Consider the following 15154-nt stretch of genomic DNA (forward strand, 5'->3'; position numbering starts at 1 on the left):
AGCCAGGAATCGCCCTCGGAGAAACCCGAATCGTGGGAAATTTCCAGGCTTTGCGGGGGATGAAATGTCGAGGGCTCTAGCTTGGGCTATCCCGGAATGGAAGTGATCTGGACGGGTCGGAACGAACAGTGCGGCGGGGAGATGATCGCGGACAGAGTCCGCTCCCAGGCACTCCTGGATTCCGGCGTGCGGGGTCGCGGGGAGTCAGGGAAGTTCTCGTAGGATGGGTGGCGCAGAGCGATACCCATGCCACAGGCGCACCGATTGATAAGTGTCGCTTCGCGCCCCCCATCCTGCGTCCTGGTCAGTGCAAAGAAGCCCGCGTGGTGGGCGCTCAGTCGACCAGCGTGCAGGCCATCACCAGCGCGTCTTCACGGCCGCCGACTGCCGGGTAGTAATCGCGGCGACGACCGATTTCATTGAAGCCGTAGCGCTCGTAAAGGCGATAGGCAGGGCCATTGGAGGCGCGGACTTCGAGAAAGCATTCCACTCCGCCCCGCTCGTGGGCGCGCTTCATCAGGTGCTCCAGCAGCGCCAGCCCCAGGCCGCGGCCCTGGCTCTCCGGCTTGACGGTGATGTTGAGCAGGTGCGCTTCATCGAGGATCAGCTGGATCACGCCGTGGCCGACCTGCTGGGAACCTTCGAACATCACCCAGCATTCATAGCTTTTCAGCCCATCGGCGAAGGTGCCGCGCGTCCAGGGGTGGCTGAAGGCGGCGTATTCGATCTTGAGTACGGCATCGAGGTCCGCCTCGGTCATCGGGCGGAAAGAAACAGCGTCGCTCATGCAGGTGCCTGACTCATCCAGCGTTGCCGCACTCGGCGCATGGCGCGCCAGAGGTCGGCTTTCAAAGTGGGTTCTTCGGCCAGGCGCTCCAGGCCCGGCAGTGCCCAGGCTACGCCCAGGCCTTCGACCTGCAGCTCGCGCAGCAAGGACTCTTCATCGCCCTCGCCGGCGAAGCGCACGGCGGGCATGCCGACCAGCCACAGGCAGGAACACGGGGCGCCCTCCTCCAGCCGCGCGGCGACGAAACCCTGGACGAACTCGCGGGCGGCTTGCGGGCCCTGGTCCATATTGCCGCGTGAGAACAGCGGCCAGCGTACCGGCTCGCCCATCAGTTGCGGGCTGTCCGGCAGGCCGGCGGCGCGCAGCAGGTCCTTGAGCAGCAGGTAGGCCGGGTCGCGGCTGGCCAGCGGCTCGCCGGTGGGCAGTTCGACCAGCACGGTGCATTCGCCGGCACGCAGCAGTTGCAGGGCGAAGCGTGGCGGCGGCGCGATCGGCGCGCGGACAGCCGGTTCGGCTTCCGCCTCGGCCGGATCTTCGGCCTTGACCGCGCCAGCCGGCTTGGCCGCAGCGCCGACCTTGGGCAGCAGGCGCGCAGCGATCGAGCCGGGTTCTGCAGGCATTGCCGGTGCAGCAGGCGCGGGGGCGGCAACCGGGGCGACGGCCTCGCGAGCCACCGCAACGGACGCAGGAGCAATCGGCTCGGCTACGACGGGCGCAGGCGTTTCCAGCAACTCCGGGCGCGACGGAGCGGCGAACGGCAGCACCACGCGCGGCAGCCAACTGGCGACCTGCATGGCGCCAAGGTAGGCGCGGCGACGGGCTTCTTCAATCAAGGGGCGTTTACCTGTGGGTGGTGCCTGCGCGAGCAGGCCGACACGACGAGGCGGGATTGTCGCGTGAAACGCGCTGGGGGGAAAGGCCGGCGGGCGGAGAGCCCGTGCGTTTCGCTTACGGAGTGCCGAAGACGTAGACGTTGCCGGTGAGCTTGACCGCGCCGGTAGCCTGGTAGGTGAGCAGGTTGGTCTGCTGCAGGCCACTGCCGGAAACCTTGCCCTGGTTGGCGCCGCCCAGGGTGAACTGCAGGTTGGTGGCGCTGGCGTTGGTCAGGCCGATCTTCATGGCCTGGCGGTTGAACAGCGCGCCGTCACCGTTGAAGCCATTGTTGATGGTCACCATGTCGATGGACATGCCGTCGAAACTGAAGGTGCCCTTGATGTTGTCCAGCACGATATAGCCGGTGCTGTTGAGCGGCTGGATCGCCAGGCGCGCACCGCAGCCACCGGTGCAGCGGGTATCGGCGGTGTTGGCGGCAAGATTGAAGTTGACACTCAGGCTGACGCCGTCCTGGCCGCTGACATCGGCCATTTCGCTGTCGTCCAGGCCGCGCATCTCGCTGTGGGCTGTGGTGGCGGCCAGCAGCAGCGTTGCCAGAAGCGGAAGTCGTGCGCTGTTCACGGCGAGTCTCCTCTTGCGCTAGCGCGGCAGGTTCACGGTGCGGACATTCAAGTAGTCGATACGCAGGCCGCGAATGGCCTGGGAACCGACATCGGTGCCGCTGATGTTCAGGTTTCCGATGCTGATATTGCTCTTCTGAACGTTCTGGTAGAAGGCCTCGTGGTTGGCCCAGGTAACGCCCGGCGCACTGAGCACCAGGTCACCGTTGCTGGCCACGGAGAGCGTTGCCGGCTGGTAATTGGCGTCGCCCAGGTTGAGGTCGAAGTAGACATTCTTGGCCACCACCTTGTTGCTGTCGGCGCAGTTCTCGCAGCCGGCGATGATCAGTTTGTCAGCATACATCTGCAGGCTCATGGAGGCCTTGAGCCCGGCGGCGTCTCCCCACAGGTTGAGGTAGGAGCCGTTGAGAGTGAAGTTCTCCAGGGCGATGGAGAAGAAGTCCGTACGCGAGGTGGTTGCGCCAGCCGATCCGTTGCTGTTGTAGGCCGTACTGGGCAGGGTGAACTTGGTGGCAATGCCGATATCCAGTCCCTGGATGCGGGTGCCGGAGGAGCTCTGCATGGCGCCGGCCACCAGTTGCACCGTGGAGACGTTCTTCTCGGTGCGCGTAATGGTGCCGCTGACGCAGGTGGTGGCGCTGCCGCCTTGGGCGCCGCAGAGCTGGACGAACTTGTCGTAGTCGCTGGCGCGCTGGCTCAGGGTTACGCCGTTGCGGCTGACGTTCCAGGCGGCGCTGAGGTTCTGCTGGGCAGCCGTGAGGTCGCTGGTGCTGGTGTTGTAGGTGTCCACCGAGGCGTTGTAGTTCTTCACCGCGGTGTTGTTGTTGCAGGCGGCGAGGATGCCGCAGTCGTACTTCGTCCCCAGCGCCGGGCGGTCCACGCACCAGAGCCCGCAGACCTGGGCAGGCGCCGAGGTGTAACGAGTGTTCATGGTGTTGTAGTTGGTCTTCTGCACCGCCTGGGCCGCATCGACCTGGGTCTCCCGCTGGTTGACCACCACCATGTCGGCGTCGATGCCGCTCTTGAGCGTTACCATGTTGTTCGAATACGTGGTGAGCAGCGTGTCGCGCTGGGTCTTCAGCGCGCTCAGCTCGGCATTGACTTTGTTGGTCGCCTGGGCCGGGTTGGTGCAACCGGCGTCGCCATACAGGCAGCCCTGGTAGTACGACCACAGGCCGAACTTGTGGGTGTCGTTGATCGGGTCGGTCCAGGTCGGCGTCATCAGTTGCAGCGCTTCCTGGTTGGCCGGGATGTTCAGCCCGGCCTTGTACTTGATCGGCCCGAGGGTGAAGGGGTGCATGGGCGTGCCCAGGTAGGCCTTGGTGTCCAGCGTGCCGCGCTGGCTGCCGGCGCCCTTGATGTAGGCGCCGGTGATATCGACCTGGACGTCCTGGTTGGCGCTGTTCTTGACGCCGGTTATCTTCGAGGTGGCGGTCGCCTGGTCGTAGCTGAAGCCGTCGATGAAGAAGCCCAGGCCGGCGCCACTGACTTCTTCCAGTTGCTCATCATCCAGGGCCTTCATGCCCAACGCCGGGAGGCTGACCAGGCAGCCGGCGAGGCAGGCGAACAACGCGGCGCGCCAGCTCATCTCAGCACTCCTCATCTCAGCAACCTGACGCTTGCGCGCCCATGCAGGTGGACTGCCGGGGCAGGCCGCGCAACGCATCGTAGAGGTTGATCAGGATCGGATAGACCGAATCCGCGCCGGAGCCCACTTTGGGGAAGTTGGCGAAGGCGCCGGACTGGGTATTGACGAAGTTGCCGGCATTGGCCAGGTCCTGCCAAGGCACGTTCTGGTTCTGCAGGGAGAAGAAGATGCCCTGGGCGCCAGTATTGATGTCGGTGGAGCCCGGCTTGCCGATATAGATCGTCTTGTAGTTGGTCAGGTCGAAGCAGGTAGTCAGGCCCAGCGCCTGGCAATTGTTGGTGGTCGACAGGGTCGGGATCAGCGCGGCGATCAGGCCGCCAGCGTCCGAATGCAGCGAGTCGCCCTTGGCGATCCCGATCTGCGTGGCGCGGTTGATCGGTTGGCCGTTGATGGTGGCCTCGCCCGTGCCGGCCTTGAGCAGCACCACGTCGGCGTACACCGGCGTATCCCCGGCCACGGCCAGCGCCAGGCAGTTGATCAGATTCGGGCAGCCGTTGCGGGTGTAGTAGTCGTAGGCGATGGACGCCGGCCCATAGATCTGCCCCTGCAGGTTGCCGGTAAGGGACAGGATGTCGCCGGACAGATCGCCTTGCGCCTTGCCGAAACCGACGCGCGCGCCCACCAGTTGGCGCACACCGTTGTTGGTCTGGAAGGCGAACTCGACGTACGGATCCTGGATCTGGAACGGCACCACCTTGGCGTCGGGAGAGTTGGCGTTGTCGACCCTGCCCAGGGCGAAGTTGTTGATCAGGATATCCGCCGGCTGGCCGGAGACGGTGGTCGAGCCGGTGCGGCTGTAGTTGCCCAGGCTCAACTGATCGATGTTGGTCAGCAGGCTGATGTCGGCGCCGAAGTTGAGCCGGGTGTACTGGTAGTTCTGGTAGGTGGAAGCGTCGACGGTGAGCATCGCGCCCTGGCCGGAGATGGCGGACAGCTCATCATCGTCCATCGACTGCATGCGCGCCTGAGCGGAAAAGGCCAGCAGGCCGCCGCAGAGCAAGGCAAGGGCACGCATGAGCGGACCGGAGGACTGATGCATGGCACTCTCCTTTCCTGGCGCACGTCGAGTGAGCGCCTAGTTGTTATTCATCGGGCGAGGCGAGCCGGAAAACAGGTCGAGACTCGGCGCCGTGATGCCACTATAGGAATTCACCCGCCACGGCGGGCCGACCCATAGTCGAGTAAATCACCTCGAACGATAGACGAGGAAAGGAAAGTCCGGGCCAGGTTGTTACCCATCGTCACACCCGGGTGACAGCTTCGGGCGCCCGAAAGCTCAGTGATGGCGGAACAGACCGATCAGATGCTCGGCGATGGCGCCCTTGATGGCATCCAGGTTCAGCCGCGACTGGGCCTGCAGCTTGGCGGTGTTCAAGCGGTGCAGATGCAGCGAGGGCATGCGCGCCTCATACTCGCGCAGGTCACCCTTCACCAGCACCGGCAGGAAGATGTCCCCGCGCATGCGGTAACGGTTGATCAGCAGCTTCAGGCCATCCTGGAACGGCAACTCCCGCGAGGCCACCAGCCGGTGCTCGCCCGGAATCTTCAGGTACAGGCCGCTGTAACCCATCGTCTCGCCGGGCAGGATATGGATGCCGGTGGGCTCCACCGCCTCGGCCGGAATGTCGTGGAAGGTATCGAACCAGGCCTGCTCGTCCGGGAGGATGGTGATGCCGCCCTCCTGGCTCTCCGGGATCACGAAGCTGTAGTTGCTGTAGAGCTTCTCGACGTACGACGAATAGATGCACAAGCGATTTTCGAAGCGCTGCAGGAATGCGATGGCTTCGTTGCGATCGGTGATCGCATCCAGGTCCCAGTCCAGGTCGTTCTGGCGTTCCAGTTCGGCCCAGCGGGCTTTGGCAAGTGCGGCGTCGTAGGTCATGGCAGCGATCAGCCTTTCGATATCCCGGCTCTGATAACAGGCTATGGCAAAAAACTTGCCAGAAAATTCAGTGAGTTAGCCCTGATTTTCCGTGAACCAGCGCACACCTTGGGCGCTGTCGCGGTCGCAAACTGACGCGTTTCGTCACCCTGTCGGCCAGGGGGGGACCTTTGCAGTACAATCGCTCCCTTTGTTCATTCCGGGCCCAACCAAGCCGATGATCGACCCACGACGCGTACTCCGCGCCCTCGCCGAACACTGGGTGCTGCTCGAACCGCTGTGCGAGCGCTTCGACGCCGGCACTCTGAGCCTGGTGGAGCTGCGTATCCAGCTCACCAGCCAGTTGCCCGACAGTACCCCGGTGGACATCACCGCCCTGCTCGACCAGTGGGTCCGCCTGGACATCCTCGTCCCGGTGGCCAAGAGCCCCAACCGCTTCGAGCTGAACGCGCAGATCCACGACTTCCTCGCCTACCTGCGCCAGGAGCACCGCCTGGGCCTGTGCCTGGAGATCGAAGCCTACCTGCGCCACCTCGAGCGCCTCGCCGGCTACATTCGCGAGGCTTTCGAGGCACGCGACGGCAACGACCTTGCCCGGCAACTGCGCCTGCTCGACATGCGCGTGCGCGACGTGCTGAAGAAGCTCGCCAACGACGAGCAGGCGCTGGTCGCCGTGGCCGATCGGGCCAAGACCCAGGACCGGCAGATTCCGCTGCGCCAGCGCTATGCCGAAGTCCTGGCAACCTGGGACGAATACGTCGAACCGATGATCCAGCTGGTCTCCGCCGATGGCGCCTTCGAACAGGGCGTGCACCGCGTGGAACAGGTGCTGCTACGCCTGCTCAGCGAACAGGCACGCCTGGGCCAACTGGTGGACGACGACCAGTTGCTGCGCACCCACGCGCGTATCCTGGAGATGCAGACCACTGCCCAACTCACCCTGCGCCGCGCCCGCGAACTGCTGCTGCCGCTGCGCGAGGAAGCGCGCCGGCACAACGCGATCACCCGCGGTGCAGCCCTGGCGCTGTCAGTCATCCGGCGCAAGGGCATCGACGCAGTGCCGCAGGCGGCGATGCCGATGTTCACCCGGCCACAGAGCAACTTCCTGGGCACCGCCTCGCAGGTCGAGAGCTACGTCTTCGCCCTCGCCAACTTCCAGCCTAAGCCGGCGCACTTCCCCAAGGCCAGCGGCAATCGCAAGAGCGACGGCCCGCAGCGTTCGCCACGCACCGCGCGGGAAATGCTCGACCGCTGCCAGGCCGCGCTGCCCCTGCCGGACCTGATGCAATGGCTGCTGGAGCAGGAACCCGAAGGCGCCACCGACGAACTGCTCTACTGGTTCTCGCGCCTGTCGCGCGATGCCCGCTTCCAGCGCGACCGCCTTGAGCGGGCCCAATACGACACTCTCCAGCACAGCGTCAGCCTGTGCTCCTTCGCCCTGATCGCCGGCCCGACCGCTGGCAAGGACAGCAAGAGCGAATCGCATGCAGATTAATCTCACCGAAATGACCCAGCTCGCGCCGATCTTCCGCGAGCTGTTCAAGGGCTTCCACATCAGCCGCCGTGATCCGGAGCTGTACAGCCAGCTGTCCAACCAGCAGGACGCCTACCGCGCGCTGTTCCGCAGCCTGGGCTACGAGCTGGTCTGCGATACCCGCGGCTTCTACTACTTCGTCCCCGAGCAGACCGGCGCCCAGGTGAACAAGACCGCCCAGCGCCTGGCACTGTTCACCTTCATCCTGGTCGAACACCTCGCCGACCAGGGCCGCGACCCGCTGGCCGTGCTCGACGGCGGCAGCATCGGCCGCGACGAACTGCCGCCGCTGCTGGAGAAGTACCGCGACCTGTTCCTGCAGGCCGAGGTGACCACCCAGGAAGAACTGGAAGAGAAGGTCATGCGTCGCCTCACCCAGCTTGGCTTCGCCGCCGAGGACAACGGCGTGTACCGCTTCCTGCCGCCCATCCACCGCTTCCTCGACGTCTGCCTGTCGGTCCAGCAGGACCGCGACCTGGCCAGCAACCTGCACGCCAGCGAAATGCAGTTCACCGCGCCCGCGCTGATGGAAGAAGACGACGAGCCGGTGGTGATCCTCGAGTCCTACGCCGACGAACCGCTGGAAGACAGTGAGGACGCCATCGTGGTGATCGACGAACCCGCTGCCGTCGCGGAAGAAGAGAGCGAAGAAGACGCCCTCGCCCGCGCCATCGCCGAAGAACAGGAGGCCCAGGCATGACCCAGGAACGCTACGGCATCCGCCGCTTCGCCCTGCTCAACACCGCCGGCTACAGCCTCGGCATCTTCCCGCTGGAACAGCCACTGTCGGTGTACGGCGCGAACAACCTCGGCAAGTCGGCGTCGATCAACGCGCTGCAGTTCCCGATCCTCGCGCGCATGTCCGACATGAGCTTCGGCAAGTACAGCCTGGAAGCCTCGCGCAAGTTCTACTTCGCCACCGACACCAGCTACATCCTCATCGAGTTGGACCTGCCCAACGGCCGCCATGTGATCGGCGTCGGCGGCCGCGGTCCAGGCGGCGGCTTCGGCCACCAGTTCTTCGCCTACCAGGGCGAGCTGGACCTGGAGCACTACCAGAAGAACGGCACCTGCCTGCGCCTGCGCGAGCTGTATGCCAACCTTGAGCGCGAGGGCATCAAGTCCTATGAGCTGAAGCCCGACGAGCTGCGTCGCCTGCTGGTCGGCGGCCACACCTCGATCCCGCTGGACCTGACCCTGATCCCGCTGCGCTCCACCAGCGAACAGAGCCTGAAGACCTTCCGCTCGCTGTTCATCAACCTGCTGCACATGCGCGAGATCACCGCGGCCAAGCTCAAGCAGCTGTTCCTCGATGCCTTCGAGCACAGCCTGCGTTCGGGCAGCGTCGACTACATCGCCGCCTGCGAGGAAGCCTTCCGCGACGTACGCCGCATGGAAGGTGACTACCAGGCCCTGGTCGCCGCCGGCCCGCTGGTCGAGGCCCTGGCCAACGGCGTGCAGCAGCGCGAACTGCTGCGCGGCAAGATGCACCGCCTCTCGCCGCTGCTGGATAACCTGCTGGGCACCTGGGAAGACTATTCCGGCGCGCGCAAGGAAGAGCTGGTCATCCAGGCCGAGCACTACAAGCGCGAGCAGGACGGCCTGCAGAACGAGCAGCGCGGCAGCACCGCCGAGCTGATGCGCCTGGAGCGCGAGATCAGCGAGATCCAGCGCTGGATGGGCGAACTCGCCGTGCTGAAGAACCGCTTCGCGCTGGTCGATGACGTCAAGGTCCTGGAGCAGCAACTGCTCGCCGCCAAGGACGCCCACGACGAACTGGCCGGCGCCCTGGCGCACTCCCGGCAGTTCTCCAGCGAAGACCTGGAAGAACGCATGCGCGATCTGGAAAAACGCCTGAAGGGCGTTCGCCAGCAACTCGAGCACGCCGACAACAACAGCTATGCCCGCCTGCGCGAGGAATTCTCCCAGCAGGACGTGGAGCGTCTGATGCGTCTGTTCAACGGCGCGCTGTTCAGCCTGCCGCTGGGCGAAAAAGGCGTAGACCTCGACGAAGCCGGCCAGTGGGTCGGCAGCGTCGAGAAGATCCTCGATGCCTTCAAGGGCGAGCGCTTCGAAGTGCCCGGCCTCTCCATCGACATTTCAACCATCGAGCCGCCGGCCCTGCAGGCCCTGGCCGACCGCGCCGCGCTGCGCGACCAGAAGGAGCGCCTGGAGAAGGAGCTCAAGCAGCTCAAGACCCAGCAGGCCGTGGCCGCCAACCGCAACGCCAGCAAAGCGCAAGCGGACAAGTTCTATCAGGACGTGCTCGATGCGCAGAAGGCGCTGGAAGACTTCCGTCGCAGCCAGACGCTCAACGCCGAAGAGCCGGCCAAGCTGGAGCAGCTCGCCCAGCTGGAAGCCACCCAGGACGAGCTCAAGCGCTCCGCCGACGCCTTCACCGAACGCGTCCAGCAGCTCTCCGCCAAGCTGCAGCTGATCGGCCGCCAACTGGCCGACATGGAAGCCAAGCAACGCACCCTCGACGACGCCCTGCGCCGTCGCCAGCTGCTGCCGGCCAACCTGCCCTTCGGCATCCCGTTCATGGACCCGGTCGACGACTCCATGGACAACCTGCTGCCGCTGCTCAACGACTATCAGGACACCTGGCAATCGCTGCAGCGCGTGGACGGTCAGATCGAGGCGCTGTACGCCCAGGTGCGCCTCAAGGGCGTGGCCAAGTTCGACAGCGAGGATGATCCGGAGCGTCGCCTGCAACTGCTGATCAACGCTTACGCACACCGCACCGACGAAGCCATGACCCTGGCCAAGGCGCGCCGTGCAGCCGTCACTGACATCGCCCGTACCCTGCGCAATATCCGCAGCGACTACGACAACCTGGAACACCAACTGGCGCTGTTCAACCGCGAGATCAACAAGCGCCAGGTATCCAACCTGCAAAGCTTCCGCATCGTGCTGGCGCCCAACAAGGACGCGCTCAAGCACATCGACCAGATCATCCACAGCGCCGGCCAGTACGAAGAGGGCGAGAACCTCTCCGTCTTCGACCTGACCCAGAGCGCCGAGCAGGATGCGAAGAACGAGGAAGCCAAGGACTACCTGTCGCGCCTGGTGGCGGCGAACAACAACCAACTGGGCCTGAAGGACCTGTTCGAGCTGGCGTTCGAGATCACCAAGCTGGGCGGCCAGCCGATCATGCACACCGATATCGACGGCGCCGCGTCCAACGGCACCACCATGACCATCAAGGCGCTGACCAACATGTACCTGTTGCTGCACCTGATGGACCGCGAGCAGGCCGGCCGCGTGCGCCTGCCCTACTACCTCGACGAGGCGGCGGACATCGACGAACGCAACCAGTCGGCGCTGCTGGAGACCAGCCTGCAACTGGGCTTCGTGCCGATCCTGGCGAGCGTGAAGCCGCAGGTGTCGGCGCAGGTGGCCATCGACCTGGAGGGCGGCAGCGGTCCCAACGGTATCTACATCGACGAGGCGGACTGGAAATACATCCGCCGGCGCGACACAGAAAAGGCTGCGCACAACGACGTGGAAGCCAGCGCCGAACCGGCGTGATGCTCTCGCAGCGTTAACGAAAAAGCCCCGCCATGCGGGGCTTTTTCCTTTCCGACTCTGCGTGGCCCTGCACTTGTAGGAGCGAGCTCGCTCGCGAACCGCATAACGCCGAAGCCTATCCGATACCCATGCCTCCAGCGACGATGCTGATGGGTACCGGTGCGCACCAAGCCACCCTACAAATGCTGCTCGTGCATCCACCGCACGCGTAGAATGAAAAGGGCCGCTGATGCGGCCCTTTTCCTGTACATCTGAAACTCAGTTCGCCTTCCCCAGCGGAATCTTCGGCGCCCAGTCCAGCCACTTCTCGTCGTACTCGTCGAACAACGCAAAGGTCTGCCCGGGTTTGGCCGGCGAACCCATTTCGTCGTTGTTCGGTGTCGCGAAGGCCACGCCGCCGGAGAGGATGGTTTCCATCGACTCCGTACGCAGCTTCACTCCCTTGAACAAACCTGCGTCGACACCGACGCCACTGGTATTCCAGAAGCGGCTGCCCGTCCGCACCAGCGCCGCATAACGTGGCTCGATGAGAATGTGGACCAGCACGCGGTCCGCCGTCTCGCCCAGCTCGAACGAAGTAACCTTGCCGACCTGCACCTCGCGGTAGGTCACCGGAACCCCGGCCTTGAGCGAACCCCGTCGAGACGCACTCAGGGTCAGGCGCAGGCCATCAGCATCCAGCAGGCGGTTGGGTTCGCCGCCCAGCAGGCTGAAGCTGGTCTGCGCCTGGCCGGACTTGGCCGCCGGCAACACTTCGATGTACTGGCCACTGACGATCGTGCTCAGGTTGGATACGCCGGAAAGGCCGACCTGCGGGCCCACTACCCAGAAGCGTGTGCCTTGCCGAGCGATGCGATCCGCTCCCCGGGTGAGGCGCGCCTTCAGTTGCACAGACTGCAGATCCTTGCTCAGATCGACCTGCTCGACGCGACCGACCTCCAGGCCCTTGTAACGCAGGACGGTACCTTCCTTCAGACCATCCGCGGTATCGGCGCGCAGGTCGATGATCTGGCCCTTGAGGTGCGCATCGTCCTCGCTGTCGTACAGCGCAAAGCGGCGCACCTTGGTCACCGGCGCAGCCTTCGGGTCGGGGGTATCGAAGGCGATGCCGCCAGCGATCAGCGTCTGCAGCGACTCGCTCTTCAGCTTGATCCCGTCCAGACCGCCACTGATGGTGACACCGCTGATGTTCCAGAAGCGCGACGAGGTGTTCACCAGCTTGGCGTACTCCGGCTCGATATGGACACCGATGATCAGCCGCGAGGGGTCACGGCGGGAGAGCTGGTAACTCTGCACGCTGCCCACTTTCATCTGGCGGTAGAGGATCGGTGTACCGACCTCCAGCGAACCCAGTTGATCCGTGGTCAGTACCAGGTGCAGGCCCGGCGAGTCGAGATTCAACGGGGGCGCCTTCGGGCGGATGACGAAGTCACGGGTCGGATCGCCGCCACTGGCGAATCGCACACTCAGGTAGTTGCCCTTCACCAGCGCCTCCAGCCCGGTGATGCCCGCCAGCGAAATGCTCGGCTTGACCATCCAGAACTCGGTCTTGCTGTTGAGGAAGTCCTCGGTGCGCGGGTCCATGGACAAGGTGGCGGTGGCGCCATTGAAATCCTTGTCCATGTCGATGCTCTTCACCGTGCCGACCTGCACGCCGTTGTACATCACCGGCGTACTGCCCGGGGTCAGGCCGCTGACGTCGCTGACCTTCACCTTGACGCTGAGGCCGGCCTGAGCCGCGTCGAAGTCCTCATACAGGCGGAACGGTTTGGTCGGGTCGGTGGGCGGGCTGTCCGGGTAATTGTCAGGCGTCGAGAAGGCGATACCGCCGGCCGCGATGCTCGCCAGCGACTCGGTACGCAGCTTCAGGCCGCTGAGGCTGCCGGACAGGGTGATGCCGCTGGCGTTCCAGAAACGTGTGTGCTTGCGCACCAGGTTGGCATAGGCCGGCTCGATGTGGACCTTCACCTCGATGGTCTTCTGGTCCTCCGCCAGGCGGTAGCTCTTCACCTGGCCAACCTGGATCTGCCGGTAGTAGATCGGGCTCCCCTGCTCCAGCGAACCGAGGCGCTCGGCCTTCAAGGTCAGGTGCAGGCCCGGCAGGGAGTCGGACAGCGGCGGCGGCTCTTTCAGCGCGGTGAAGTCCTTCTGCTGTTCGCCCTTCACCGGGTCGATGGCGATGTAGTTGCCCGATACCAGGGTCTCCAGCCCGGTGACGCCGGCTATCGAGACGCGCGGCTTGACCAACCAGAAACGCGTTCCCTTGCTGAGGTACTCGGCAGCCTCCTTGCGCATCTCCACGGTTGCCGTGACGCCAAGGGTGGGCTGGTTGACGTGAAGGTCGACCACCTTGCCGACGCCGATCCCCTTGAAGATCACCTCGGTCTTGTTGGCCTGGATCCCCTCGCCGCTCTCGAACTGGATGTTGATCACGATCCCCGCCTGGTCGTATGCACGCCAGGCCAGCCAGGCACCGATCGCCAGCGCGATCAATGGCAGGATCCAGATTGCCGACCAGTTGGTGGTCTTGCGCATCTTGGGTTTGGGGAGATCACTCATCGTCGTTTTCCGCGTCCGTGTTATCCCAGATCAGCCGGGGATCGAAAGTCACTGCCGCCAGCATGGTGAGCACCACCACGCAGGCAAAGGCGGCTGCACCGAGGTTCGCCTCGATGCTCGCCAGATTGCCGAAGTTCACCAACGTCACCAGGATCGCGATGACGAAGATGTCGAGCATCGACCAACGGCCGATCCACTCAATGAAGCGATACATGATGATGCGTTGCTTGGCGGACATCGGCTGGTGTCGCTGCACCGAGTAGAGCAGCAGCGCAATGCCCACCAGCTTGAACGTCGGCACCAGGATGCTGGCGATGAACACCACCGCCGCGACCGGCAGCATGTCCGCATTGATCAGCTCCACCACGCCTTCCATGATGGTGGCGGGCATACCGTTGCCGAGGAAGTTGACCGTCATGATCGGCAGCAGGTTGGCCGGGATGTAGAGCACCGCGGCGGTGATCAGCAAGGCCCAGGTACGGGTCAGGCTGTTCGGGCGTCGCTCATGCACCAGCGCACCGCAGCGGCTGCAATGGGTCTCGTCATCCACTTCACGGCGATTGAGCTGATGGCATTCGCCACAAACCAGAATATCGGCATCAATGGCTCGCATCATCGAACTCCCCGGACAGTTCACCCCAGACCTGATGATGGGACATGGTCACTTCGAGCCACACCTGGGTGAACAGCAGCCCGATGAAGCAAGCCAGGCCGACACTGACATGCAACTCGGCCATGTCGATCAGCTTGACGATGGCAACGATGATCCCCATCAGGTAAACCTCCAGCATGCCCCACTCGCGCAGGTGCTGGTAACCGCGGAGCAACAACATCCCCTGGTCGCGCCAGACCTTGAAACGTATGGTCAGCAGGACAAACAGCTGGCACAGCAACTTGGCCAGAGGGATCACCATGCTGCACAGGAAGACCAGGACCGCGACGCCCTTCATATCGGACTCGTACAGACCGATTACGCCGCTCCATACCGTGTCCATGCTGGTCTGGCCAAGAATGGTGATGTGCATGATCGGCAGGAAATTCGCCGGGATATAGAGCAACAGTGCCGTCAGCACCAGGGCCAGCGCACGCCGGATCATATGGGGACGATGGATCTCCAGCTCATAGCCGCAGCGCGGGCAAACGGAGCGATGCCCTGACGGAACAGGCTCGCGGCGCATCAGCAGGTCGCACTCGTGGCAAGCCGTCAGCTCCTCCAGAGGCAGATCCTGCAAGGCATGTCCTTCGACTTCGGGCATGTAGGCACTCAGGGAAAATTTGTCGCTATTGTAGACGACACAACCTCCGATTCGGTGCCCGGAAATTATCTCGAAAACTCTGGAAACCGAGCGGCCGTGCCAACCCAGGCGAACCAGACTTTCCCGCGCGCAAAGCAAAACCCCCGGCCAGCTTCAGCTGACCAGGGGTCTTGGGATAGGAGCTTGACGATGACCTACTCTCACATGGAGAAACTCCACACTACCATCGGCGATGCGTCGTTTCACTACTGAGTTCGGGATGGGATCAGGTGGTTCCAACGCTCTATGGTCGTCAAGCAATTCTTTACGGACGCTCGTGGCAGTTGCACACGCTCATCCAGATTCGGGTATGTGACAGGTATTTGCGGTTCACACGAACTTTCGGTTCGTTACGTCTTCACCGTACAACACACAAATTGTTTGGGTGTTATATGGTCAAGCCTCACGGGCAATTAGTATCGGTTAGCTCAACGCCTCACAGCGCTTACACACCCGACCTATCA

Annotated in this window: 12 protein-coding genes and 1 rRNA gene; 3 read left to right on the forward strand and 10 right to left on the reverse strand. The window is 63.9% G+C overall.

Annotated elements, in window-relative coordinates:
• Positions 1–334 precede the first annotated feature (334 nt).
• The 6 genes from rimI to A9513_RS00270 all read right to left on the reverse strand — a co-directional run bounded on the left by rimI (position 335) and on the right by A9513_RS00270 (position 5771).
• Positions 335–787, reverse strand: a complete 453-nt coding sequence (gene rimI, locus A9513_RS00245; protein ID WP_024766615.1) for a ribosomal protein S18-alanine N-acetyltransferase — start codon at positions 785–787, stop codon at positions 335–337.
• Positions 784–1620 carry a hypothetical protein gene (locus tag A9513_RS00250; protein ID WP_024766614.1) on the reverse strand — a complete coding sequence of 279 codons (837 nt, stop codon included), beginning with the start codon at positions 1618–1620 and terminating at the stop codon, positions 784–786. Before A9513_RS00250 ends, rimI begins: the two co-directional genes overlap by 4 nt.
• A 115-nt stretch (positions 1621–1735) precedes the next feature.
• Positions 1736–2242 carry a DUF6160 family protein gene (locus A9513_RS00255; protein ID WP_024766613.1) on the reverse strand — a complete coding sequence of 169 codons (507 nt, stop codon included), beginning with the start codon at positions 2240–2242 and terminating at the stop codon, positions 1736–1738.
• Positions 2243–2260: 18 nt separating this feature from the next.
• Entirely contained in the window at positions 2261–3829 is a 1569-nt protein-coding gene (locus A9513_RS00260; RefSeq protein WP_024766612.1) for a hypothetical protein, read from the reverse strand.
• Between the two features lie 16 nt (positions 3830–3845).
• Positions 3846–4928 carry a hypothetical protein gene (locus A9513_RS00265; RefSeq protein WP_065327298.1) on the reverse strand — a complete coding sequence of 361 codons (1083 nt, stop codon included), beginning with the start codon at positions 4926–4928 and terminating at the stop codon, positions 3846–3848.
• Between the two features lie 237 nt (positions 4929–5165).
• Positions 5166–5771, reverse strand: coding sequence for a hypothetical protein (locus A9513_RS00270; RefSeq protein ID WP_037011960.1), 606 nt, complete (start codon positions 5769–5771; stop codon positions 5166–5168).
• A gap of 217 nt (positions 5772–5988) precedes the next feature.
• Here A9513_RS00270 and mksB point away from each other — a divergent pair, with 217 nt between their 5' ends.
• From mksB to mksF, 3 genes are read left to right on the forward strand one after another with little or no spacing between them, the layout of a single operon-like run.
• A complete protein-coding gene (gene mksB / locus A9513_RS00275) occupies positions 5989–7266 on the forward strand; it encodes an Mks condensin complex protein MksB (RefSeq protein ID WP_024766610.1) in 1278 nt (425 codons plus the stop codon).
• Positions 7256–8005 (forward strand): Mks condensin complex protein MksE, encoded by a 750-nt coding sequence (gene mksE / locus A9513_RS00280; RefSeq protein ID WP_024766609.1) that lies wholly within the window; start codon positions 7256–7258, stop codon positions 8003–8005. Before mksB ends, mksE begins: the two co-directional genes overlap by 11 nt.
• Entirely contained in the window at positions 8002–10836 is a 2835-nt protein-coding gene (gene mksF / locus A9513_RS00285) for an Mks condensin complex protein MksF (RefSeq protein ID WP_065327299.1), read from the forward strand. The genes mksE and mksF overlap by 4 nt, the downstream gene beginning before the upstream one ends.
• A 258-nt stretch (positions 10837–11094) precedes the next feature.
• On the opposite strand, the gene A9513_RS00290 is transcribed toward mksF, so the two are convergent.
• The 4 genes from A9513_RS00290 to rrf form a co-directional block, all read right to left on the reverse strand.
• The gene (locus tag A9513_RS00290; RefSeq protein ID WP_065327300.1) at positions 11095–13395 is read right to left on the reverse strand and encodes a PqiB family protein; all 2301 of its coding nucleotides are present in this window, start codon (positions 13393–13395) and stop codon (positions 11095–11097) included.
• A complete protein-coding gene (locus A9513_RS00295; protein WP_024766606.1) occupies positions 13388–14008 on the reverse strand; it encodes a paraquat-inducible protein A in 621 nt (206 codons plus the stop codon). Before A9513_RS00295 ends, A9513_RS00290 begins: the two co-directional genes overlap by 8 nt.
• Positions 13995–14651 carry a paraquat-inducible protein A gene (locus tag A9513_RS00300; protein ID WP_024766605.1) on the reverse strand — a complete coding sequence of 219 codons (657 nt, stop codon included), beginning with the start codon at positions 14649–14651 and terminating at the stop codon, positions 13995–13997. Before A9513_RS00300 ends, A9513_RS00295 begins: the two co-directional genes overlap by 14 nt.
• A 181-nt stretch (positions 14652–14832) precedes the next feature.
• Positions 14833–14948 (reverse strand): 5S ribosomal RNA (gene rrf / locus A9513_RS00305).
• Positions 14949–15154: the final 206 nt, after the last annotated feature.

The organism is Pseudomonas sp. AU12215, assembly GCF_001675465.2.
Classification (GTDB): Bacteria; Pseudomonadota; Gammaproteobacteria; order Pseudomonadales; family Pseudomonadaceae; genus Pseudomonas; species Pseudomonas nitroreducens.